Origin of the sequence: Aureimonas pseudogalii, assembly GCF_014196835.1 — a bacterium.
Classification (GTDB): Bacteria; Pseudomonadota; Alphaproteobacteria; order Rhizobiales; family Rhizobiaceae; genus Aureimonas; species Aureimonas pseudogalii.
Map to the genome: position 1 here is coordinate 31,904 of NZ_JACIEK010000001.1, position 21,737 is coordinate 53,640.

A 21,737-nucleotide genomic window follows, 5' to 3' on the forward strand; every position below is an offset into this window, starting at 1 on the left:
GTTCCCCCTCGCTCCAAGCGTGCTGCCGAATGCCTGCCGCACGCGAGCGGGCGGCTGCCGCATCTACTGGAAGACGGCACCTTGATTGTCGAGGCTGTCCGACCCCTCGATCGCGACGTTCTGCGCGCCGAGCGTCGTTACGCCGCGTTCGACCGCGCGCGTCTGCGCGATCAAGGCGTCGATCGCGGCCTGGACGCGAGCGTTGCCGGCGGCGTTGCCCTCCGCGATCTGCTGGTCATAGGCCTCGCCGCCCTCGGCCGCTGCGACGATCTTACCCATCTTGGACAGGCTGTCCTCGATGCGCGCGTGGATCTCCTTGTCGATCGCCGGATCCTTCGCGGCGATCAGCGCGGCGATCGACGGCCCCTCGATCGTCTCGCCGTCCACGCGCTTGTAGCGACCCTCGTAGACGTTTCGGATGCCGACGACGTCGTTGAAATGGGAGACATGCGTGTTGTCGGAGAAGCAGTCGTGCTCCTCCTCGGGGTCATGCAGCAGCAGACCCAGCTTCATGCGCTCGCCAGCCAGCTCGCCGTAGGACAGCGAGCCGAGACCAGTGAGGATGGCGGGAATGCCAACCGCTGGATCGTCGGTCATGTGCTTTCGAGCGGCACCGCCCTCGCGCCAGTCGCCCACCATCTCCTCGAGATCGGCGACGAGTAGTTCCGTCGCCGCCGTCAGGTACTCGCCGCGCCGGTCGCAGTTGCCGTTGGTGCACTCGGTGCGCGAATAGTCGGTCCACGGTCGGTTGCCGGCGCCGGGCCTGGTGCCGTTGAGGTCCTGCCCCCAGAGCATGAACTCGATCGCATGGTAGCCAGTGGCGACGTTGGCCTCCACGTCTCCGGCTTCCTGCAGCTTGTCGCGCAGCAGTTCGGGCGTGATGGCGGACGTGTCCACCGCCTCGCCGTTGATCGTGATCTGTCGGTTGGCAACGACATTGGCGGTGTAGAGCGAGTTGGTGTCGGAGTCGGCGCCGTAGGCGGGGTCGACATAGTCGATCAGCCCCTCGTCGAGCGGCCAAGCGTTGACGCGGCCCTCCCAGTCGTCGACCACCGGATTGCCGAAGCGGAACGCCTCGCTCTGCTGGTAGGCCGGACGCGAAGCCTTCCAGGCGGTGCGGGCCTTCTCTAGCGTTTCCTGCGAGGGATTCACGATGAGGGCGTCTGTCGCCTCCTTGAGCGCCTTCGCGCCGAGAAGCGCATCCTCGTAGGTGGCGAGCGCGATGTCGGAATAGGTCCGCAAGACGGCGGCGGGTTCGGGCGCGGGCGTCTGCGCATGGGCCAAGCCGGTGGCAAGGGTCGCGCCCGAAAGGAGGAGCGCTGCCAGCAGTCGGTCGAGTGCGATCAAGGATCCATCCCCCGGCGCCGGTGGGCCGGACGGTCCAGCACGGTCACGACGCGCCGCCGCTCCTACGCTCTCCAAAATGTGAAGTCAACGACTGCGCTCAAGTTAAGCGGACGGGCCGACGACACGGCGCATCTCATTGGAAATATTCTAAAAAGCGATCGGCCGGGCAGCCCTGACCGATGCGTGCGCCGACGCTGCTCGTTCGCTTGCAGCATGGACACGAAACGCCTCGAAGCCGTCTCGACGCTCTCCACCTTACCGGCAGATGAAATTACGAGGGAGATCTGGCGGGGCCGAGGGCGGCGGCGCATCTTCGCCGCATCGGGCCGAGGCGCCCTGTGGTCATCGAGGCGGACAGGCGATGAATAGCGAAGAACGGCGAATGATCGAAGGGCTCTTCGACCGACTGGGCGAAGCCGAACGCCAGTCGCCTCCGCGCGACGCCGAGGCGGAACGCCTGATCCGAGAGCAGATCGCCACGCGACCGGCTGGGCCCTACTACATGGCCCAGACGATGATCGTGCAGCAAGAGGCGCTGAAGGCGGCGCAGGCTCGGATCGAGGAGTTGGAGCGAGCCACACGGGAGCGCCCGGAGCCCACCACCAGCGGCGGCTTCCTCGGTGGCCTGTTCGGTAGCGGCGGCGCGGCCCCTGCGCGGGATGACCGGCGCCCGCACCTGCCATCGGGCACGGGCGCATCGCCTTCCTATGCGCCCTCTCCCTATGCGCCGGCGCAAACGCCGGGACCCTGGGGTTCGGCTCCGGCGGCGGCTCCCATGGGGACGGCTCCTGCCGCGGCCAGCCGAGGCGGAGGGTTCCTCGCCGGCGCCGCGCAGACGGCCGTCGGCGTTGCCGGCGGCGTGATGCTCGGCTCGATGCTCGGCAACCTGTTCAGCGGAACCGGACACTCGTTTCTGGGCGGCGCCGGAGGACTCGGCGGCGGCGAGACGATCGTCGAGAACAACGTGACCGAGAACTTCTACGGCGATCCCGCCGACACCAGCGGGATCGACACGAATGGCGGCGATTCCGGTTTTGCCAATGCCGACTACGACACGATGACGGACGACGGGTTCGACGGCGGCGGCTTCGACGACCAGATCTGATGCATAGGACGGTCGATCAGCTGCCGCGTTCGCTGGCGAGGAAGGCGTCGATCCGCCCTTCCCGGCCGGCACCGGTGACGAGGTAGAGCACGAAGATCGCGGCGACGAGGCTCGCGGCGATGATCGGGGCGGTCCAGTCTCCCTCGGCGACGCGCACCACGATGAGGCCGGCACAGCAGAGCGCGCCGAGCAGCGGCACGAAGCGCGGGATCTCGAACGCGCCGCGCGGCTCGTCCGCCCGCCGCTGCAAGACCAACAGCGCGACGTTCACCACCGTAAACACGGCGAGGAGCAGCAGAACGGTGGACGAGGCGAGCGCGGCGATGTCGCCGACGAGCGACAGCGCGACCACCACGACGAGCAACGCGCCGATCGCGACATACGGGGTATGCCGCGTCGCGTGCACGCGGCCGAGCGCGGCGGGCATCAGCCCCTGCTTCGACATGCCGTAGAGCAGGCGCGACGCCATCACGTAGTTGACGAGCGCGGTGTTGGCGACCGCGAAGATGGTGATGCCGGCATAGATGCTCGTCGGGAACCACGGCGCCGCGCGCTCGACCACGAGTGTGAGCGGCCCCGGCGCCTGAGCGAGTTCCTGCCAGGGCACGACCGAAACGGCGGTGATGGCGATGGCGATGTAGATGACGGTCGCTGCCAGCATCGCCGCGATCATCGCCATCGGCATCGTGCGCTCAGGGTTCTTCACCTCCTCTGACACGTTCAGCATGTCCTCGAAGCCGATGAAGGAGAAGAAGGTGAGGACCGCGCCCTGCGCCACGAGAAGCGCCACGGAGCCCTCAAGGGCGCTGCCGTTCTCCTTGGTCGGGAATTCCAGAAGGTTGGCGTTGCCCCAGTAGGAGATGCCGACGGCGATCACCAGCAACAGGCCAAACGCCTCCACCACCGTGCAGACGGCGTTGAGCCAGAGCGACTCGGAGATGCCGCGGAAGAGGACGCCGGCGAGAAGCACGAGAAAGCCAATGGCGAGCACGCCGAGCGGCGCGTCGATGCCGGTCACCGAGGCGAAGTTGCGGGCGACCACGTTGGACTGCGTGGCGATCGAGGTGAGGCCGGAACACACCACGGCGAGGCCGACGACGTAGGAGACGATCGGCCGGCCGTAGGCGCGCTGGGTCACGTAGGCCGCGCCTCCGGCGCGCGGATAGCGCGAGGCGATCGAGGCGTAGGAGAGGCCGGTGAGGAGCGCGGCCACCATCGAGACGAGGAACGCCATCCAGATGGCGCTGCCGAGTTCGCCCGCGGCCTCGCCGATCAGCCCGTAGACGCCGGCGCCGAGCATCGAGCCAAGCCCGAACAGCATCACCTGTGGGAAGCCAACCGCCCGCTTCAGCCGAGCTTCGCCGTCGTGTCGATCTCCGAGCGCCGTCATCCGCTTCCCCCATGCGACAGTCCGTCGCGAGAGGGGTAATATGCCCGTTCGGCCCAGCGAAGCAAATCACGGCCAAAACATGGCAGGCGTTGGTGCCTTAGTGGCCGGCCGGTCGTAGATCGTCGAGGTGATCGAGGACCGCGTCGAGGCGGTCGAGCACGAGATCGGCGCCGAGTGCGTCCGCGCCCTTCGCGGTGTAGCCGCCGCGCATCGCCACCACCGGCATGCCTGCGGCCTTTGCGGCATCGACGTCGTTTTCGCTGTCGCCGACGAACAGCGCCTCGTGCGGCTCGATGCCAAGCTGCCGGCAGGCGAAGACGAGAAGGTCCGGCTCGGGCTTCTTGCGCGGGCCGGCGTCGCCGCCCACCACGATGGCCATGCGATCCGCGAGGCCGAAATGCGCGAGGATCGCGTCCGTCTCGGCGCCCGGCTTGTTCGTGACGACGCCGACCGCGATACCGCGATCGGCCAAGAGGCGCACCGCGTCGCTCGCCCCGGCGTTCAGCGTGGTGAGTTCGGTGGAGCGCGCGGCGTAGATCGCGAGGTAGCGCTCGGCGATCTTATCGCGCGTGGCGGGATCGAGCGGCTTGTCCAACGCCTCGTAGGCGCGGGCGATGAGCACCTGGACACCGGCGCCCACCATGTGCCCCACCGCCTCCAGCGGAAAGGGCGGCTCGCCGAGGCTCGTCAGCGTCTCGTTCAGCGCGGCGTGAATGTCCGGCAGCGAATCAACGAGCGTTCCGTCGAGATCGAAGAGGACTGCCTTCGGCCAAGCCGCCTTCGCGCTCATGCGCGGGCGACGAAACGGGTGGAGACCGGGGACGGGCGCATCAGACGTTCTCCAGAAGGTGCGAACGCGCCCTTATCCGGCCTCGGGCGCGGGCTCGCAAGCCTCGGACCATTCCGGAGCCCGGCTTGCGTCGAATTCATGCGGCTCGGCCGGGCGATCCGTGCAAGGCTGGCCGATCCGATGGACGCGAAGGGAGAGCGACGATGGGCAAGGGAAGCCGGGAAGAAAAGAAGCCGAAGAAGGTGGTGGAGAAGGGCAACGCCTCCGCGCCGAGCGTGAAGGGCCTGCCGGCCGGGCCGGTGAAATCCGTCGCCGCGCCGAAGGCCGGCGGCCAGAAGAAGAAGTAGCCTGTTGCGATCCGTCGGCGGTCAGTCCGCCGGCGGATCGATGACGGCCAGCGTGATCCAGCGCGCGACGAGGGCGGGCTTCACAGAGCCCTCGATCTCCACCGCGGCATCCCAGCCCGACTGCACGCTGACCGCGCGCTCCGTCAACGCGCGCAGGCGAAACGTGCCGCGCACCCGCGCGCCCGAGCGCACGGGCGTCAGAAACCGCACGCTGTCGAACCCGTAGTTCACGCCCATCTTGGTGCGCTCGACGCCCGGCATGGCGCCGTAGGCGAGGATCGACAGGAGCGACAGCGATAGAAATCCGTGCGCGATCGTGCCGCCGAACGGCGTCTCGGCCTTCGCCCGCTCGGGGTCGACATGGATGAACTGGTGGTCGTGCGTCGCCTCGGCGAACGTGTCGATCATCGCCTGATCGACCGTCAGCCAGTCCGACGTGAAGGTCTCGCCGTCGAGGAAACTCCGGTAGGTCTCGATCCCCACCAGCCGCGGCCCCTTCGGGTTGGTTTCGCTCATGTCTGCCGCTCCCGCCCGTCGCATCTGCGGCCTTCATAGCCCTGCCGCGCAGACCGGCAAAGGCCGCGGCCGGGCAGTTTCTGCTGTGTTGCACCGCAATGCGCCCTCTCTCGCGGACATCGCCGGCCGAAACACGCGACTCGACGGAGATCACCCATGTGCGGCATCGCAGGAGCAGTCCGCTTCGACGGCTCGCCATCGACATCCACTGGCTCTTCACCATCGCCGAGGAGGTCGGCGTCGGCGCCGCCTCGATTCTGACGCCCGACGTCTCCTCAATGGTGGCGGTGGACAACGGCACCTCGGCGCCCGGCCAGAACTCGGCGGAATTCGGCGTCACCATCACCGTGGCCGACCAGACCGGCCCCTTCGACGACCATCTGACGAAGAAGCTCGCCCGGATCTGCCGCGACGAGGACATCCGCTACCAGAAGGACGTCTTCCGCGACTGCCGCTCCGACTCCGCCGTCGAGGCCGGGCACGACATGCGCACGGCGCTCGTCACCTTCGGCGTCGATGCCTCGCACGGCTGGGAGCGCACCCACATGGATGCGCTGCGCTCGCTCGCCGAACTCCTCACGGCCTACGCCGTGTCGCCGCTCGAAATCGAGCGCGACGCCAATCTGCATGGCGATCTCGCGGGCTTCACGCGCCAGCCTCTCGCCGAGGCCGCCCAGACGATCGACACGCAGACCGAGCGGATCGACTGACACCGGCGGGATCGAGCTTCGATCGGGTTGCGGTTCGCGCATGCGACGACCCATCCGGGACGGCGGCAACCTCGGCGCAGCGACGACCGACGAGTGCAACCTTTCGTTTACGGCGTTGGAATGTCGCACATCCTGTGCAGGTGCCCGCAATCGTTCGGCAAGCTTAGGGTGAAATCCTGCGGTCAGGATCGCTTGACGTGAGCCCGTGCCGACACAGCGCGGCCCCTCACCCCGGCGGTCGTGTCGAACGTTCGAGGTTTTCATCATGTCCCTTCGCCCCAGACTGTCCATCCGCATCAAGGTGACGCTGCTCGCCCTCGCCGGCCTCTCCGCCCTCTTCGCCGTCAATTTCTGGCAGGTGCGCCAGAGCATGATCGCCGATGCCGAGCGCAAGGGCATGAGCCAGCAGGACGCCAACATGCGCGTCGCCTGGGAGGTGATGGGCAAGTACGGCACGCAGTTCCGCCGCGACGGCGAGACGCTGAAGCTGGGCGTTCGCGACCTTTCCGGCTTCAACGAGCCGGTGGATCGCATCAAGGATCTCGTGGGCGGCGTCGCCACCGTCTTCGCCGGCGACATGCGGGTGGCCACGAACATCGTGAAGCCCGACGGCACGCGCGCAGTCGGCACCAAGCTGACCTCCCCCGCCGTCCTCGAAGCCGTCCTGAAGGGAGGCAAGCCCTATCGCGGCGAGGCGCAGATCCTCGACCAGGCCTTTTTCACCGCCTACGACCCGATCCTCGATTCCGCGGGCGCCGTCGTCGGCGTGCTCTTCGTGGGCACGGAGCGCCCGCAGTTCCTCAGTGAGGTCGACGCCCTCGTGCGCTCGATGGCCCTGACGAACACCGCGATCCTCGTCGGCGTCGGCTTTCTCGTGTTCCTTGCCACCGGCCCGATGTTCCGGCCGCTCCGCACGCTGCGGGCCGACGTGCTGCGCCTGAGCGCCGGCGACCTCACGGGCCGAATCGCCACATCCGGGAGCAGCGACGAGATCGGCGAGTTGCAGCGCGCCATGGCGGTGATGGCGACCACCATCGCCGAGATCGTCGGCGACGTTCGCGGCTCCGCGGCGCAGGTCGCCTCGGGTTCGGCGCAGTCCGCCGACACGGCCGCGCAGCTCTCTTCCGGCTCCACCGAACAGGCGGCCGCTTCGGAGCAGGCCTCCGCGGCGGTGGAAGAGATGACCGCGAACGTCCGGCAGAATGCCGACAACGCCGCGCAGACCGAGAAGATCGCCAGCCAGGCCAGCGAGAATGCCGAACGCTCGCGCGCGGCCGTCACCGGCTCGCTCGACGCCATGCGCGAGATCGCCGACAAGATCCGCGTCGTGCAGGAAATCGCCCGCCAGACCGATCTCCTGGCTCTGAACGCGGCGATCGAGGCGGCGCGAGCCGGCCCGCACGGCAAGGGCTTCGCGGTGGTGGCGTCGGAAGTGCGCAAGCTCGCGGAACGCTCGCAGGCCGCCGCCAGCGAGATCGGTGACCTGTCGGGCCGCACGCTCGTGGTCTCGGAAGAGGCGGGCCAGCTCTTCGACCGCCTCATCCCCGACATCCGCAGGACCGCCGATCTCGTCTCCGAAATCTCGGCGGCCTGCCGCGAGCAGTCGGTCGGCATCGAGCAGATCAATCTGGCGATCGGCCAACTCGACCAGGTGACGCAGGCCAATGCCGGCGCCGCCAACCAGATGTCGGCCACCGCCGAGCAGCTTTCCAGTGAAGCCGGGCATCTCGCCGAACGGGCCGGGTTCTTCCGTCTGGCGACAGCGAGCGAGCCGGCGATCATCTCGCCGGCAGCCACCGTCGACGCCGGCACGAACGATGTGCGATCCCTTCGGGCGAGAGCGGGTGCCTTCGCCGCGTCGCGTCCGATGCGGGCAGCGCCGGCCTCGCCGAAGGGGGAGGATGGCGGCTTCGAGAAGATGAGCGCCTGATCTTGGCCCCTGCGTCCGGTCTTCCGGGCCCGACGCAACGCCGCGACCGCAAACGAAGAAGGCCCGGCATCGCTGCCGGGCCTTTTCTCATCGAGCCGTGAAACCGCTGACGATCAGCCGTTCGATGCCAGCAGGAAGGCCGGCAGATGCCCCTCGTCTCCCTCGGCGGCGTCGTCGCCCTCGCCCTTCTTCTTGCGCGGGCGACCGGGACGGCGCTTGGGCGAAGCCGCAGCATCGGTGGCTTCAACCTCGGCTTCCGGCGCCTTGGCGGCCCGGCGCTTCGGCTCGGGCGCGGGAACTTCGGGCGCGACGGCGGCCGAAACCGTTGCCGGGCTCTCGGACGGACCGGACGGCAGATCGGCGGTCACGTCGCTCTCGGAGCGATCACGCCGCGGACGGCCGCGACGGCGCGGCTCGGCGGACGCTTCGCCGGCGGGCTCGGCGGCAGCGGGCGCGACGGACGGCTGGATCGACGCCGCTTCCGGCATCGGCGCGCGGTTCGCTTCCGCGGGCGCGGCGGGCGCCGGCGACGCAGCGACGGGCTCGGCCGCACCGGTCGGCGCCGAGCCATCGTCGCGGCTCTCCTCGCCCGATCGCGGACGGCTGAAGCGCTCCTCGAAGCGGCGCTCGCCGCTGCGGTCGTTCAGACGCGGACGATCGCGACGGTTCTCGCGACGGCTTTCCCGCGTGCCTTCGGTGCGCGTCGGCTGCTCGCCACCGCCCGCCTCGACGAAAGGCTGCGGGCCGGTGCCGTTGACGGGCTCGGCACGATCCCGGTTCTGGTTGTCCCGGTTCTGGCCCTCCCGGTTCTGGCCCTCCCGGTTCTGGCCGTCCCGGTTCGGCTGCTCGCGGTTCTGCCACTCGCGGTTCTGACCGTCACCGCGGTTCTGGTTGTCCCGGTTCTGCCCGTCGCGACCTTGCCCGTCGCGACCCTGATTGTCCCGGTTGGGGTTGTCACGGTTCTGGCCATCGCCACGGTTCTGACCGTCGCGGTTCTGCCATTCGCGGTTCTGGCCGTCACGCGGCTGGTTCTCGCGACCCTGCCCTTCCCGGTTCTGGCCATCACGATTCTGGCCGTCCCGATTCTGGAAGTTGCGGTCGCGATTCTCGCGACGCTCGTTCGGGCGGTTGAAATCGCGCTCGCCGCGCTGCGGGCTGGCGTCGCGCGGGCCGCCGTCGCGTCCGTTGTCGCGGTCGCGGGCGTTCTGGTTGTTGAACCCGGCTTGCTGATTGTAGCCGCCCTGCGGACGATCGCCCTGGTATCCGCCGCCTTGGTATCCGCCGCCCTGGGAGCCGGACGGCGCGGCCTCGCCGCCCTCCTCCATCTCGTCGTCCATGTCGTCGAAGTCGCGCTCGGGCTGCGAGGGCTGGAACTGCCCCTGCGCCGCGGCGACGATGCGGCCGTAGTGCTCGGCATGCTGCAGGTAGTTCTCGGCCATCACCCGGTCGCCCGAGGCCGCGGCGTCGCGCGCGAGCGTCGTATACTTGTCGGCGATGTGCTGGGCGGTGCCGCGGATCTTGACGTCGGGACCGTTCGACTCGAAGGAGCGGGACATCGGGTTGGGGCCCTTGCGCCCACGACCGCGCATGCGCTGCTGTTGCTGCTGCTTGTTCTGCTGCTGTCCTGGCCTCATGCTCTTCCTGTCTTCTGGATCATCCGGCAGCTGGCCGGCTGGGGCCCCACATCGCGAGAACCTGGCTGTCGCCGCCTCGCACGGTCTTCGTCTGGAGCCTGGCCGACGGGTTCGAAACCCGGCCTGCGACGCTCGTTCTGGAAATGTTCGGTCCAGTCCGGCGATCCCCATCGCCGACGTGACGGACGGGACGGAGCTTCCATCGAGCATCCCGCCTTCGGAGGGCCATCGGCGCTCCGGCGCAAGGGATGTCCCCTCGATCGCCCCGTCTATTGCTTCAGTCCTAATCTTTCGTCCGGTGACAGACAAGAGCCATTCGCCGCAACCCCCTGTCTTCAGGGCGATTTGGCGGGTTCTGCCCCGTCGATGTCGCGTCGGAACCACAAAGCGCGCGCGATCCCGGCGAGATCGCGGCGTGTCTCGCGCCAGACGAATCCCCTCGCCGCACAGATCGCCCGCACGTCCGCTTCCTGGCCGAGGCCGATCTCGAACAGCAGATCGCCGCCCGCCCTCAGGCCATCGGCTGATTCGGCGGCGATGCGGCGGTAGGCGTCGAGGCCGTCCGCCCCGCCGTCGAGTGCCAGCATCGGATCGAAGCGGCGGACCTCCGGCGCCAGTCCGTCGATCTCCGCGCAGGGAATGTAGGGCGGGTTGGACACCACGGCGTCCAGCGAGGCCGGTGCGAAGGCGGCGAGGTAGTCGCCGGCCACCGGCAGGAAATGCGCGGCGGTTCCCGCCAAGCCTGCGTTGCGAATGGCGGTTGCGAGCGCGCCGGCCGAAAGGTCCACCGCGACGCAGATGCGCGCGGGATCCAGCGCCAGAAGCGACACGCCGATGGCGCCCGTGCCCGTCCCGACATCGGCGAAGACGGGCGCCGGACGGCTTGCCCGCAGCGCTTCATCGGCAAGCAGCACGAGCACCTCCGTGTCGGGGCGCGGCTCCAGCGTCTCCGGCGACAAGGCGAACTCGTGGTCGAAGAAGGCGCGCCGCCCGAGAATGCGGTGAACGGGCTCGCCGCCGAGCCGGCGCGTGGCTCTCGCCTCCAGCCGCTCGTGATCGCTCGCACTCACCGCGCCATCGCCGCGCAGGATTAGCGCCGCGGCGTCGAGGCCGAGCGTGTCCATGACGAGAAGCCGCGCGTCGAGTTCAGGTGTCGCCAGCCCCGCGACCCGAAAGCGGGTGCGCAGATCGGCAAGAACCGCCGAGACCGTCTCGGGCGTCGTCAGTTGCCCACCGCCGCGAGACGCGCCGCCTGATCGTCGGCGACGAGCGCGTCGATCAGCTCGTCCATCTCGCCTTCGATCACCCGGTCCAGCTTGTAGAGGGTCAGGTTGATGCGGTGGTCGGTGACCCGCCCTTGCGGGAAATTGTAGGTTCGGATGCGTTCGGACCGGTCGCCCGAGCCGATCTGGGCGCGCCGGTCGGCCGAGCGCTCGCTATCCACCCGGTTGCGCTCGATGTCGAAGAGGCGCGCGCGCAGCACCTGCATGGCGCGCGCGCGGTTCTGATGCTGCGACTTCTCGGACGACGTCACCATGATGCCGGTCGGAAGATGCGTGATGCGCACCGCCGAGTCGGTGGTGTTGACGTGCTGGCCGCCCGATCCCGAAGCGCGCATCGTGTCGATGCGGATATCCTCGGGACGGATGTCGATGTCGACCTCCTCGGCCTCCGGCAGCACCGCGACGGTGGCGGCCGAGGTGTGAATGCGGCCCTGGCTCTCGGTGGCGGGCACGCGCTGCACCCGGTGAACGCCGCTCTCGAACTTCATGCGCGAGAAGACGCCGACGCCCTTCACCGAGGCCACGACCTCGCGATAGCCGCCCGCCTCGCCCTCGGAGGCTTCCAGCACCTCGATGCGCCAGCCCCGCGCGTCGGCGTAGCGCTGATACATGCGAAAAAGGTCGCCCGCGAAGAGCCCGGCCTCCGAGCCGCCGGTGCCGGCGCGGATTTCAAGGATGGCGCCCTTCGCGTCGGCGGCGTCCTTGGGTAGCAGCAGGATCATCACCTCGCTGCGCAGCCCTTCCAGCCGCTCCTCCAGCTCGTCGATCTCCGATGCCGCGAGGTCGCGCATCTCGCGGTCGGCGGTGGGATCGACGAGAAGCTGGCGAAGGTCGGCCAGTTCCCGCTCGTTCGCACGATAGGCGCGGATACCCGCGACGACATCCTCCAGCGAAGAATACTCGGCGGCGATGCGCGCATAGGTCTCGTGATCGGGCCCCGACGCCATCTGCGCGTGAAGATCCTCGGCACGGCGCAGGATCTCGGTCATCGTCTGTTCGGGCAGAATGGCCATGCGTGTCTTTCAGGATGCGGCGGCGGTCTCGCCCGCTCCCGCACCGGGATGCCCCGAGGCGTCGGCAGGCGCGCCGCGCGGCCGCGTCGTCAGCAGATGATGGCGTTGGCGGCGGCGAACTCTTCCAGCATCTGCCGGAAGGTCTGCCGGGGGTGCTTGTCGCCGAGATGCATCATGACCGCCTTGTGGAGCTTCTCGGCGTCGAGATCCAGCAGCATCGCCTTCACCGGACCGATCGCCGACGAGGTCATCGATATGGAGCGGAACCCCAGCCCGATCAACGCCATGGCCGAGAGCGGGCGACCCGCCATCTCGCCGCAGAGGGTCACCGACACGGAGTTGCGCTGACCGGCGTCGAGAATGTCCTTCAACGCGCGCATGAAGGGCGTCGACAAATCGTCGAAGCGGCCGGAGATCTGCGCGTTGCCGCGATCGACGGCGCAGAAGAACTGGAACAGGTCGTTCGAGCCGATCGACACGAAATCAACGAGTTGCATCAACTCGTCCAGCTGGAAGAGGAGCGAGGGGACCTCGATCATCGCGCCGAGCTTCAGGCGCTTCGGCATCACGTGAGCGAAGCGCGTCAGGTGCTTGAACTCGCGCGAGATCAGGTCGCGCGCCTTCCGCAGCTCGTCGAGATCGGTCACCATCGGGAACATCACGCGCAACTCGCGTCCGCCCGCCGCCTTCAGGAGCGCGCGCAGCTGCGTTCGCATGAGGCCGGGGCGATCCAGCGCCAGCCGCAACGCGCGATAGCCAAGCGCCGGGTTCTCCTCCGGCGAATGGTGCAGATAGGGCAGCACCTTGTCGCCGCCGATGTCGAGCGTGCGGAACGTCACCGGCCGCCCGTCGGCGGCATCGAGCACCGAGGCGTAGAGCCGCTCCTGATCGCTGGTCTTGGGCAGCGTCGAGGCGATCATGAACTGGAGTTCGGTGCGGAACAGGCCGATGCCCGCCGCGCCCGCGGCTTCCAGCTGCGGCAGGTCGACGAGCAGGCCGGCATTCATCAGGAGGTCGATCGGCTGACCGTCCTTGGTGCAGGCCGCCACGTCGCGCAGCGCCTTGTAGCGCTCCTGCCGCTTGGCGCGGAACTGCACGCGCTCGGCGAAGGTCTTCTCGATGTCGGCGGGCGGGCGCAGATGGACGCTCCCCTCCTCGCCGTCGACGATGATGGCGTCGCCCTTCTCCGCCATGGAGACGGCGCCCTTCACCTGCCCCACCACGGGGATGCCGAGCGCGCGCGCCACGATCACGACGTGGCTCGTCGGCGCGCCCTCTTCCAGCACGAGCCCGCGGATCTGCTCGCGGCGATAGTCGAGGAGTTCGGCCGCACCCATCGAGCGCGACACGATCACCGCGTCGCCGCTCGCCCCCTCGCCGAAGAGATCGCCGGCCCGGCCCATCAGCTCGCGCAGCAGCCGGTTGGCGAGATCGTCGAAATCGTGCAGGCGCTCGCGCAGATAGGGGTCGGTCATGTGCATCATGCGCGCGCGCATGTCGTTCTGCACCTTCTCGACCGAGGCCTCGGCGGTGAGGCCGTTGCGCACGGATTCCTCCAGCCGCCGGACCCAGCCGCGATCATGCGCGAACATGCGGTAGGCCTCGAGCACGGCGCGGTGCTCGCCTTCGGCCGCCATGTCGCGACGCGAGAGCATGTCCTCGATGGAGATGCGCAGGGACGACAGCGCCTTCTCCAGCCGCGTCATCTCGGCGTCGGCATCCTCGTTGAAGAGGTTGGTGACGACGACACGCGGCTCGTGCAGGATGACGTGGCCAAGCCCGATGCCGTCGGCGAGCGCGATGCCGTTGAAATGCACGGGGCGCGAGAGATCGAGCACGACGCCGGGCCGCGACAGGCCTTCGAGGCTGCCGGCCGCGATCATCTCGGCGGCGACCATGGCCACCGTTTCCAGCGCCTCGGTCTCCTCGTCCTTGTAGACGCGCTTTTCCTTGTTCTGCACCACGAGCACGCCGAGCGTGCGACCGGCCCGCAGGATCGGCACGCCCATGAAGGAGGCGAAGATCTCCTCGCCCGTCTCCGGCAGGTAGGTGAAGGCCGGGTGCTTCTGCGCGTCCTGCAGGTTGAGCGCGCGGGCCGTCGCCGCGATCGTGCCGACCAGCCCCTCGCCGAGGCGCAGTTGCGCCAGATGCACGGAGCCGGGATTGAGGCCCTCGGTGGCGTAGAGTTCGAGCACGCCGTCGGCGCGCAGGACGTAGAGCGAGCAGACTTCCGCCACCATGTTGGCGGCGATCTGGCGGACGATTTCGTCGAGCCGGGCCTGGGGCTCCAACGGCTCGGCCATCAGTTCCCTGATCCGGCGCATGAGGAGGCGCGGTCCCGAGGAGTCGCTTCGCATCTGAGGCGTCTTCCGTCAGTCGGAGGAGTCATGTCGCGCGGACGAAACCCGCCCGCGCCACGGCCGGCACGACCCTCGCGTGTCGCGTCCGTTCAAGCTTTGTCGAGACCGTACACGGAATGCAAGGTACGCACCGCGAGTTCCGAGAACTCGCCGTCGATGAGGATTGAGATCTTAATCTCGGACGTGGTGATGGCGCGGATGTTGATGCCCCGGCCGGCCAGCGCCTTGAACGCGGTGGCCGCGACGCCGGTGTGCGAGCGCATGCCGATGCCGATCACCGAGACCTTGGTCAGCCCCTTCTCCGACTGGATCACGTCGAAGCGCATGGTCGACTTCGCGTCCTCCAGCACGGCCGTCGCCTTGGCGAGGTCGCCGGCCGGCACGGTGAAGGTCATGTCGGTGCGGGTGCCGTCCTCGGAGATGTTCTGGACGATCATGTCGACGTTGACGCCGGCATCGGCCAGCGGGCCGAAGATGGCGGCGGCGACGCCAGGCTGGTCCTCGACCCGGCGCAGCGAGATCTGCGCCTCGTCCTTGGCGTAGGCGATGCCGGTGACGACCTGCTGTTCCACGATTTCATCCTCGTCGCAAATGAGAGTGCCCGGCGGGTTGAGAAGGTCTCCCATGCCGGGCGCGTCCGGGTCCTCGAAGGAGGAACGCACGAAGGTGCGCACCTTGTGGACCATCGCCAGTTCCACGGAGCGGACCTGCAGCACCTTGGCACCGAGCGAGGCCATCTCCAGCATTTCCTCGAACGAGATCCGGGCGAGGCGCCGGGCCTTGGGCTCGATGCGCGGATCGGTCGTGTAGACGCCGTCGACATCCGTGTAGATGTCGCAGCGGTCGGCCTTCAGGCCCGCCGCGATCGCGACGGCCGAGGTGTCGGAGCCGCCGCGTCCGAGCGTGGCGATCCGGTTGTCGGGCGCCAGACCCTGGAAGCCGGCGATCACCGCCACCTGCCCCTCGCCAAAGCGGCGCACGATCTCAGCGCCGTCGATCTCCTGGATGCGGGCGGCGCCATGCGCGCCGTCGGTGCGAATCGGGATCTGCCAGCCCATCCAGGAGCGGGCGTTGACGCCCATGTTCTGCAGGGTGATGGCCAGCAGTCCGGCCGTCACCTGCTCGCCCGAGGCGACCACCGCGTCGTATTCGCGGGCGTCGTGCATGGGCGAGGCCTCGGTGCACCAGCCGACGAGCTCGTTGGTCTTGCCGGACATGGCGGAGACCACCACGGCCACCTGATGGCCGGCGTCGACTTCGCGCTTCACGTGGCGGGCGACGTTGCGGATCCGGGCGATATCGGCGACGGATGTGCCGCCGAACTTGAGAACGAGACGCGCCATGACCCCATCGAGACTGCGGGGGATCGCCGATCGGCCGGGATCCTCAAGGAAAGACAAGCCACGACCCCGGTCTCGCCCGCAAAAAGAAGCGGACGCCGGAGCAGCAGGCGGGCCGGAGGTAGCCGAAGCGCGACCTTTTCGCAAGGCGACCCCCGAAGCCGCCCGCTTGACTTTGGCGCCCACGGCGGAACATCCGGTGGACCGACGACAGGCGAGGCGAGGCGAGATGACGATGGACGCGCGGCAGACGAGTGTGGACGCCGACGAGGTGGAGCGCTTCTCGCGGCAGGCGGCGGAATGGTGGAACCCCACCGGCAAGTTCAAGCCGCTGCACAAGTTCAACCCCGTCCGCCTCGCCTACATCCGCGAGCAGGTGGCGATGAACTTCGGCTCCGACCTGCGCTCGATACGCCCCTTCGAGGGTCTACGCATGCTCGACATCGGCTGTGGCGGCGGGCTGATCGCCGAACCCCTCGCCCGCCTCGGCGCCGAGGTCGTGGGAGCCGACGCCTCCGTCACCAACATCGAGGTGGCAAAGCTCCACGCCGAGCAGAGCGGCGTCACGGTGGACTACCGTGCCGAGACGGCCGAAGCGCTGGAGGCGGCCGGCGAGCGCTTCGACGTGGTGCTGGCGCTCGAAGTGGTGGAGCACGTCTCCGACGTCGATTTCTTCCTGCGCTCGGCCGCGCGCATGGTGAAGCCGGGCGGGCTGATTCTCGTCGCCACGATCAACCGCACCTTCAAGGCGATGACCTTCGCCATCGTCGGCGCCGAGTACGTGCTCGGCTGGCTGCCGAAGGGCACGCATCAATATTCCAAGCTCGTGCGACCGGCCGAGATCGAGACGCCGTTGCGCGGCGAAGGCATCGAGATGATCGACGAGACCGGCATCGTCTACCATCCGCTGGCCGACGAATGGCGGCGCTCGCGCGACACGGACGTCAATTACATGGTGCTCGGCCGGCGCATCGCCTGAGCCGCGACACACCACGATCCGGCATCCCCTTTTCCGCCCGCTCGGCCTTCCGGCCCGGCGGGCGGTCTGCTATGGAATGCTTCAGATTGCAGTCAAGTTTGACGCTCGGCGCGCGCGACGCGCGAGGGCGGGAGCAGGATACGGCATGGCAGCGACTTCGATGCGGACCGACGGCCCCTCCGGCAGCGCCGCGGTTCTGGCTTTCCCGCGTTGTCCGACCGCCGATCGCATCGCCGCTCCGCGCCAGCTGAGCGAGACGCAGCGGCTGGATCTCGAGCGCCTTCGCTGGCTCGCGCTTCGCTCGCAGCTGGCCCCCAAGCCCGATCTCGACCAGGCCTGCTACGTGCTGGCCGGCCAGCCCGCGGTGTCGCTGGATCGCTATGCCACCGCCTTCTTCCGCGGCCTCTGCGACAACGCCACCGGCGAGATGACGATCTATCGGCCGGGCGCGCGTGCCGTGGGCGACGACGAACTCTGGCTGATCCGGCTGCTCGACGCGTGGCGCGGCGGCGAGGACAAGCTCGCCGGGGCCCTCGTCGGCTGGCGGGTGAAGGGCTCGGCGCGCCGGTGGATGCGGTTCCTGTCGGCTCGCATGGTCGAGGCGCTCGACGAAACCCGCGCAGTTTAGAATGATTCAAAATTAGACTTGAAGCCGCGATCGTTCGCGCATAGATTGGAATCATTCCAAACAGCCCGTTCGGCTGCTCACCACAGGAGAATCCCATGGGCCTCGTCGCCGCGAAGATCGAACCCGCCGCCAAGGAAGACATCGTCAACGGTCTGACGCAGGCGCTGGCCGAGACGAATGTCGAGACCTTGAAGGCCCAGAACTTCCACTGGAACGTCACGGGCATGAGCTTCGGACCGCTGCACGAGTTGTTCCAGAAGATCTACGAGGATCATTTCGAGGGCCAGGATCTCCTCGCCGAGCGCATCAAGGCGTTCGACGCGCATGCCGAGGGCCGCTACTCGGTCTTCCTCGAGCGCTCCGCCATCGAGGAGCATGACGGCCACGCCGACGCGCGCACGATGATCGAGGTCCTCCTGAAGGACCAGGAGACCCTGTCGTCCACCCTCTCCTCGCTCGCGCAGGTTGCCGAGGAGCATGGCGACTGGGCGACGAACGATCTGGCGACCGGCCGCATCGAGATCCACGACAAGTTCGCCTGGATGCTGCGCGCCCACCTGAAGTAGTCGTAGCCGACACTTCGCCGGAATGATGGAAGGCCCGCCCGAGCGATCGGCGGGCTTTTTCCATTGCGAGCTTGAAGGCTATCGCATCGACTTGACGACATCACCATCTGTACCGATGATCGTACAGAATGGAGCGAGCGTCGTCATGACCCATGTTGGCTTTACCGAATTTCGTCAGAACCTCGCGAAGCACTTCGACGAAGTGACGGACTCCCGCGCTCCGCTGATCGTCACCCGCCGAAAAGGCAGGTCGATGGTGGTGATGTCCGAAGAGGAGTACGAGGGCCTTCAGGAGACCATCCATCTTCTCCGAAGCCCTGCGAATGCCACTCGTCTCCTGCAGTCGATAGATGAACTCGATGCCTGTGGTGGTGTGGAACGAGCGCTGGTCGATGAGACGTGAAGATCGTTTGGTCGCAGAACGCCTGGACCGACTATCTCGATTGGCAGATCCATGACCCTGTCATCATCGGCAGGATCAACGAACTGATCCGCTCGGCGATGCGCACCCCCTTCGTCGGTCTTGGAAAGCCCGAGCCGCTGAAGGGCGATCTATCCGGATGGTGGTCTCGCCGGATCACCAGCGATCACCGCCTGGTGTACCGCATTCGCGGTTCGAAGGACGATCAGGCGATCGAGATCGCTCAATGCCGGTTTCACTATTGAGCGAATCGGCCGAGTGCTCGGCCAACTAAGCGTCGGCGTCCAGCGGACAGGCCACGCCCTCCGCCTCGCACTTGCGGCGATAGGCGATGACCCAGAAGGCCGGGTTCTTGTGCTCGGCCTCCAGCCGCGCCAGAAGCGCTTCGAAGAAGCGCTTCTTGGCTTCCGCCTGCCCGGCTCGGGGGAAGCTGTCCTTCTCGGCCTTGGTCATCATGCAGCCGACGCAGCGACCGGCGCGCTTGTACTTGCAGACGTCGACGCACGGGCTCGGAGCGTCCGCCCACAGCGCGTCGGTCTGGCTTGTCGTCTCGGACATGGCGGCCTCCCCTTCTCAGCCAGCCTGCGAGGCTTCGGCCGGCCGTTCGAGCTTGTCGAGCGGACAGGGCCGATCCTTGCGCTCGCAGCGGCGGCGATACATGCGCGACCAGTAGGCGTAGCGGCCCTTGGCCTCCAGCCGCTCCGCCAGAACAAGGAAGAACGCCTTCTTCGCGGTCTTGCCCGCCAGCCGCTTGAAGGCCTTCTTCTCGGGCTTGGTCATTCGACAACCGATGCATTCGCCGCCGTCGCGGAACTTGCAGACGTCGATGCAGGGCGACGGGGCTTTTGCCCAGGTCTTGGCCATGGTGTCTCCAGCGGTGTCGGCCGCCGCCTTCAGTTCTTGTCTTCGGGCAAGGCGGGAAGCGGAAGCGCGGCGATGCCCTCCTCCAGAAGGCCCTTCACCTGCGGCGCCGTCGCCTCGCCGTAGATGCGGCGTTCCTCGCTCTCGCCGTAGTGGATACGGCGCGCCTCTTCCGCGAAGTTCGGCCCGACATAGTCGGCCTTGGCGCGCACCTCCCGCGCCATCTCCTGCATCTGCCGGTAGAGGGCCACCATCTCGGCCGGCGGGCGGGCGACGGCTTCGGTCGAGGCAGGTGCCACGGCGGAAGCGCCGACCGCCGGTCGCATCAGGGCCTTGGCGACAGTCGAAGATCCGCAGGCCGGACATTCCAGCAAGCCGCGAGCCGCCTGAGCGTCGAAATCGGCGCCGCTGCGAAACCAGCCGTCGAACGCATGGCCCTCCGGCTCACAGCGCAGCGCGTAGCGGATCATGTGGGTGCACGCGTGCGAACGGCCGGCTCGTCGAAGGGGCGACGGTTCTTCAGGTTGGGGATCTTGGTTCGAATCGAGCTCACCAGCGCCGTGTCGATCGAGGCCGTCGCCAGGCCGGGCTCGTCGCCCTTCACCTCGGCGATGACGCGGCCCCACGGATCGATCACGATCGAATGGCCATAGGTCTCGCGCCCGTCCTCGTGCCGACCGCCCTGCGCAGCGGCGATCGTGAAGGCGTTGTTCTCGATGGCGCGGGCCCGCAGCAGCACATGCCAGTGCGCCTCGCCGGTCTGGCGCGTGAAGGCGGCGGGCGCCGTCAGCACCTCGGCGCCGGCGAGCGCCTGCGCCCGGAAGAGTTCGGGAAAGCGCATGTCGTAGCAGACCGCAAAACCGAGGCGCACCGGCCCGTCGCGCAGCTCCAGATCGGCCAGCCCGGAGCGGGTGCCCGGCAGGTAGGTCGCGGATTCGCGCCAGCTCTCGCCATTGTCGAGATCGACGTCGAACATGTGGATCTTGTCGTAGGTCTCGACGATCTCGCCGTCCGGGCCGATGAGGAAGGCACGGTTGGCCGCCATTCCGTCCGGCGCCGCAATGGCGGTGGATCCGATATGGAGCGTGATGGCGTGGCGCCGGGCCAGCGCCCGGGCGGCCTGGACGATCGGGTCGCTCGCTTCGTCCCGCAGCGTCGCGCGCATCGCCTCGCGATCGCGGCAGAGGAGGCCGGTCATTTCCGGTGTCTGCACGTATTCGGCGCCGCGGCCCGCGGCCTCGCCGACCAGCCGCTCGAGCGCCTCGGCGTTTCGGGCGGGCTCGGTGCCCGAGCGCATCTGTACGACGGCAGCCTGAAAGACGGTCATGGCGGGGTCCGGACTTTGGTTGCGGCGAAGGAGGGTGCGCTCAGGCGGCCAGCATCGGGTCGAGCTTGCCGGCCCGGTCGAGCGCCACGAGATCGTCGCAGCCGCCGACATGCGTCTCGCCGATGAAGATCTGCGGGAAGGTGGAGCGGCCGGGCGCGCGCTGCATCATCTCCTGACGGAAGGCGGGATCGACGCCCGCGTCCTTCTCGTCGAAGGCGACGCCCTTGGCGCTGAGAAGCTGCTTGGCGCGGCTGCAATATCCGCAGAACGGCCGGGTGTAGATGGTGACGGGCGGCATCGTGGTGATCCCAAGGGCTGACGTCGCGTGGATATGCGGTCAACGCGCGTCCGCCGCAACCCTTGCGAAGACGAGAACATCGACCTCGGCGGCGCCGGCGCGCTTCAGGGCGCGCGCCGCGGCCGAGACGGTGGCCCCGGTGGTGAAGACGTCGTCGACGAGGAGGACGCGCCGACCGCGGATGTCGTCGGCGCGCTCGGGCGGCACGAGGAAGGCGCCGCGCACGTTGGCGAGCCGCTCCTGCGGCCCGAGGCCGACCTGCGAGCGGGTCGAGCGGATGCGCCGCAGGCTCACCGGCGCGAAGGGCAGCCGCTCGTGCCCCGCCAGCGCCCGCGCCAACTCCGCCGACTGGTTGAAGCGGCGGCGGAACAGGCGTCCGGGATGCAGCGGCACGGGAACGACCACCCCGGCCTCGGCGATCAGCTCGCGCCCGCCCCGGCTCATCCAGCCCGCCATCAGCGGCACGAGATCGGTGCGATCGGAATATTTCAGCGACGCGACGAGCCGCCCGGCGAGGTCGCCGTAGATCACCGCGGCGCGCAACCGCGCGAAGACGGGCGGCTCGGCGATCGCCTCCGCCGACAGGAAGCCGCGTCCGAGATCGAAGGAGAAGGGCGAGCCGAGAACCTCGCAGTAGGGCCGCTCGATGAAGTGCAGCCCGGACCAGCAGGGCGCGCAGAGCGCAGCCGCGCGCGTCACCGCCCCGCCGCAGCCCGCGCAGACCGGCGGATAGAGAAAACGACCGAGCGGACCCGAGATCACGCCGAACCCGCGCATCACCCTGCCCATTCGTTCCTCCCCGAGACGGCATCGGCCCGCTTCGTTCTGGCGTCGCCGACGCCTTGACGATACTCGGCGACGGCGCAGCTACAAGGGATAATCTTTCCCCGTT

Annotated in this window: 23 protein-coding genes and 1 pseudogene; 9 read left to right on the plus strand and 15 right to left on the minus strand. The window is 68.4% G+C overall.

Going from position 1 to position 21,737, the window contains the following annotated elements; translation table 11 throughout:
* Window positions 1–63: 63 nt before the first annotated feature.
* Window positions 64–1,347, minus strand: coding sequence for an imelysin family protein (locus tag GGR04_RS00165; protein ID WP_376769808.1), 1,284 nt, complete (start codon window positions 1,345–1,347; stop codon window positions 64–66).
* Window positions 1,348–1,708: 361 nt separating this feature from the next.
* On the opposite strand from GGR04_RS00165, the gene GGR04_RS00170 reads away from it, so the two are divergent.
* On the plus strand, window positions 1,709–2,452 hold the full coding sequence (locus GGR04_RS00170) for a DUF2076 domain-containing protein (protein ID WP_183196659.1): 744 nt from the start codon (window positions 1,709–1,711) through the stop codon (window positions 2,450–2,452).
* Between the two features lie 16 nt (window positions 2,453–2,468).
* On the opposite strand, the gene GGR04_RS00175 is transcribed toward GGR04_RS00170, so the two are convergent.
* Window positions 2,469–3,842: an APC family permease gene (locus GGR04_RS00175; RefSeq protein WP_183196661.1), complete on the minus strand. Its 1,374-nt coding sequence runs from the start codon at window positions 3,840–3,842 to the stop codon at window positions 2,469–2,471.
* Between the two features lie 97 nt (window positions 3,843–3,939).
* Entirely contained in the window at window positions 3,940–4,632 is a 693-nt protein-coding gene (gph, locus tag GGR04_RS00180) for a phosphoglycolate phosphatase (RefSeq protein ID WP_183196663.1), read from the minus strand.
* A gap of 203 nt (window positions 4,633–4,835) precedes the next feature.
* On the opposite strand from gph, the gene GGR04_RS00185 reads away from it, so the two are divergent.
* Complete coding sequence (locus GGR04_RS00185; RefSeq protein WP_183196665.1) at window positions 4,836–4,979, plus strand: hypothetical protein; 144 nt, start codon at window positions 4,836–4,838, stop codon at window positions 4,977–4,979.
* 21 nt (window positions 4,980–5,000) lie between these two features.
* Here the strand turns inward: GGR04_RS00185 and GGR04_RS00190 are convergent, their stop codons facing one another.
* Window positions 5,001–5,495: a MaoC family dehydratase gene (locus GGR04_RS00190; RefSeq protein ID WP_183196668.1), complete on the minus strand. Its 495-nt coding sequence runs from the start codon at window positions 5,493–5,495 to the stop codon at window positions 5,001–5,003.
* Window positions 5,496–5,692: 197 nt separating this feature from the next.
* Between GGR04_RS00190 and GGR04_RS00195 the strand changes: the two are divergent.
* Both GGR04_RS00195 and GGR04_RS00200 read left to right on the plus strand, forming a co-directional pair.
* A pseudogene (locus GGR04_RS00195) lies at window positions 5,693–6,205 on the plus strand (zinc-binding metallopeptidase family protein); the annotation flags it as partial.
* 265 nt (window positions 6,206–6,470) lie between these two features.
* On the plus strand, window positions 6,471–8,135 hold the full coding sequence (locus tag GGR04_RS00200; RefSeq protein ID WP_183196670.1) for a methyl-accepting chemotaxis protein: 1,665 nt from the start codon (window positions 6,471–6,473) through the stop codon (window positions 8,133–8,135).
* 113 nt (window positions 8,136–8,248) lie between these two features.
* Here the strand turns inward: GGR04_RS00200 and GGR04_RS00205 are convergent, their stop codons facing one another.
* From GGR04_RS00205 to GGR04_RS00225, 5 genes are all read right to left on the minus strand, one after another.
* On the minus strand, window positions 8,249–9,769 hold the full coding sequence (locus GGR04_RS00205) for a DUF4167 domain-containing protein (protein ID WP_183196672.1): 1,521 nt from the start codon (window positions 9,767–9,769) through the stop codon (window positions 8,249–8,251).
* A gap of 335 nt (window positions 9,770–10,104) precedes the next feature.
* Window positions 10,105–10,995, minus strand: a complete 891-nt coding sequence (gene prmC, locus GGR04_RS00210) for a peptide chain release factor N(5)-glutamine methyltransferase (protein ID WP_183198943.1) — start codon at window positions 10,993–10,995, stop codon at window positions 10,105–10,107.
* The gene (gene prfA, locus GGR04_RS00215; protein WP_183196673.1) at window positions 10,992–12,065 is read right to left on the minus strand and encodes a peptide chain release factor 1; all 1,074 of its coding nucleotides are present in this window, start codon (window positions 12,063–12,065) and stop codon (window positions 10,992–10,994) included. The genes prmC and prfA overlap by 4 nt, the downstream gene beginning before the upstream one ends.
* A gap of 89 nt (window positions 12,066–12,154) precedes the next feature.
* The gene (gene ptsP, locus GGR04_RS00220) at window positions 12,155–14,422 is read right to left on the minus strand and encodes a phosphoenolpyruvate--protein phosphotransferase (protein ID WP_183196675.1); all 2,268 of its coding nucleotides are present in this window, start codon (window positions 14,420–14,422) and stop codon (window positions 12,155–12,157) included.
* 92 nt (window positions 14,423–14,514) lie between these two features.
* Window positions 14,515–15,768 carry an aspartate kinase gene (locus GGR04_RS00225; RefSeq protein ID WP_183196677.1) on the minus strand — a complete coding sequence of 418 codons (1,254 nt, stop codon included), beginning with the start codon at window positions 15,766–15,768 and terminating at the stop codon, window positions 14,515–14,517.
* A 226-nt stretch (window positions 15,769–15,994) separates the two neighbouring features.
* On the opposite strand from GGR04_RS00225, the gene ubiG reads away from it, so the two are divergent.
* The 5 genes from ubiG to GGR04_RS00250 all read left to right on the plus strand — a co-directional run bounded on the left by ubiG (window position 15,995) and on the right by GGR04_RS00250 (window position 18,604).
* On the plus strand, window positions 15,995–16,744 hold the full coding sequence (gene ubiG, locus GGR04_RS00230) for a bifunctional 2-polyprenyl-6-hydroxyphenol methylase/3-demethylubiquinol 3-O-methyltransferase UbiG (RefSeq protein ID WP_183196679.1): 750 nt from the start codon (window positions 15,995–15,997) through the stop codon (window positions 16,742–16,744).
* Between the two features lie 145 nt (window positions 16,745–16,889).
* Window positions 16,890–17,372, plus strand: a complete 483-nt coding sequence (locus tag GGR04_RS00235; protein WP_183196681.1) for a hypothetical protein — start codon at window positions 16,890–16,892, stop codon at window positions 17,370–17,372.
* Window positions 17,373–17,467: 95 nt separating this feature from the next.
* Window positions 17,468–17,938: a Dps family protein gene (locus GGR04_RS00240; protein ID WP_183196683.1), complete on the plus strand. Its 471-nt coding sequence runs from the start codon at window positions 17,468–17,470 to the stop codon at window positions 17,936–17,938.
* 22 nt (window positions 17,939–17,960) lie between these two features.
* Window positions 17,961–18,341: a type II toxin-antitoxin system Phd/YefM family antitoxin gene (locus tag GGR04_RS00245; RefSeq protein WP_312857375.1), complete on the plus strand. Its 381-nt coding sequence runs from the start codon at window positions 17,961–17,963 to the stop codon at window positions 18,339–18,341.
* A complete protein-coding gene (locus tag GGR04_RS00250) occupies window positions 18,338–18,604 on the plus strand; it encodes a Txe/YoeB family addiction module toxin (protein ID WP_183196685.1) in 267 nt (88 codons plus the stop codon). Before GGR04_RS00245 ends, GGR04_RS00250 begins: the two co-directional genes overlap by 4 nt.
* Window positions 18,605–18,629: 25 nt before the next feature.
* Here GGR04_RS00250 and GGR04_RS00255 read toward each other — a convergent pair whose 3' ends face one another.
* The 6 genes from GGR04_RS00255 to GGR04_RS00280 are packed head-to-tail and all read right to left on the minus strand — an operon-like array spanning window position 18,630 to window position 21,634.
* Window positions 18,630–18,917, minus strand: a complete 288-nt coding sequence (locus GGR04_RS00255; RefSeq protein WP_183196687.1) for a DUF1289 domain-containing protein — start codon at window positions 18,915–18,917, stop codon at window positions 18,630–18,632.
* Between the two features lie 15 nt (window positions 18,918–18,932).
* A complete protein-coding gene (locus tag GGR04_RS00260) occupies window positions 18,933–19,223 on the minus strand; it encodes a DUF1289 domain-containing protein (protein WP_183196689.1) in 291 nt (96 codons plus the stop codon).
* A gap of 29 nt (window positions 19,224–19,252) precedes the next feature.
* Window positions 19,253–19,690, minus strand: coding sequence for a DUF1178 family protein (locus GGR04_RS00265; protein ID WP_183196691.1), 438 nt, complete (start codon window positions 19,688–19,690; stop codon window positions 19,253–19,255).
* Window positions 19,687–20,547 (minus strand): carbon-nitrogen hydrolase family protein, encoded by an 861-nt coding sequence (locus GGR04_RS00270; RefSeq protein WP_183196693.1) that lies wholly within the window; start codon window positions 20,545–20,547, stop codon window positions 19,687–19,689. The genes GGR04_RS00265 and GGR04_RS00270 overlap by 4 nt, the downstream gene beginning before the upstream one ends.
* Before the next feature lie 40 nt (window positions 20,548–20,587).
* On the minus strand, window positions 20,588–20,845 hold the full coding sequence (grxC, locus tag GGR04_RS00275; RefSeq protein ID WP_183196695.1) for a glutaredoxin 3: 258 nt from the start codon (window positions 20,843–20,845) through the stop codon (window positions 20,588–20,590).
* A gap of 39 nt (window positions 20,846–20,884) precedes the next feature.
* Window positions 20,885–21,634, minus strand: a complete 750-nt coding sequence (locus tag GGR04_RS00280; protein WP_183196696.1) for a ComF family protein — start codon at window positions 21,632–21,634, stop codon at window positions 20,885–20,887.
* Between the last annotated feature and the right edge of the window lie 103 nt (window positions 21,635–21,737).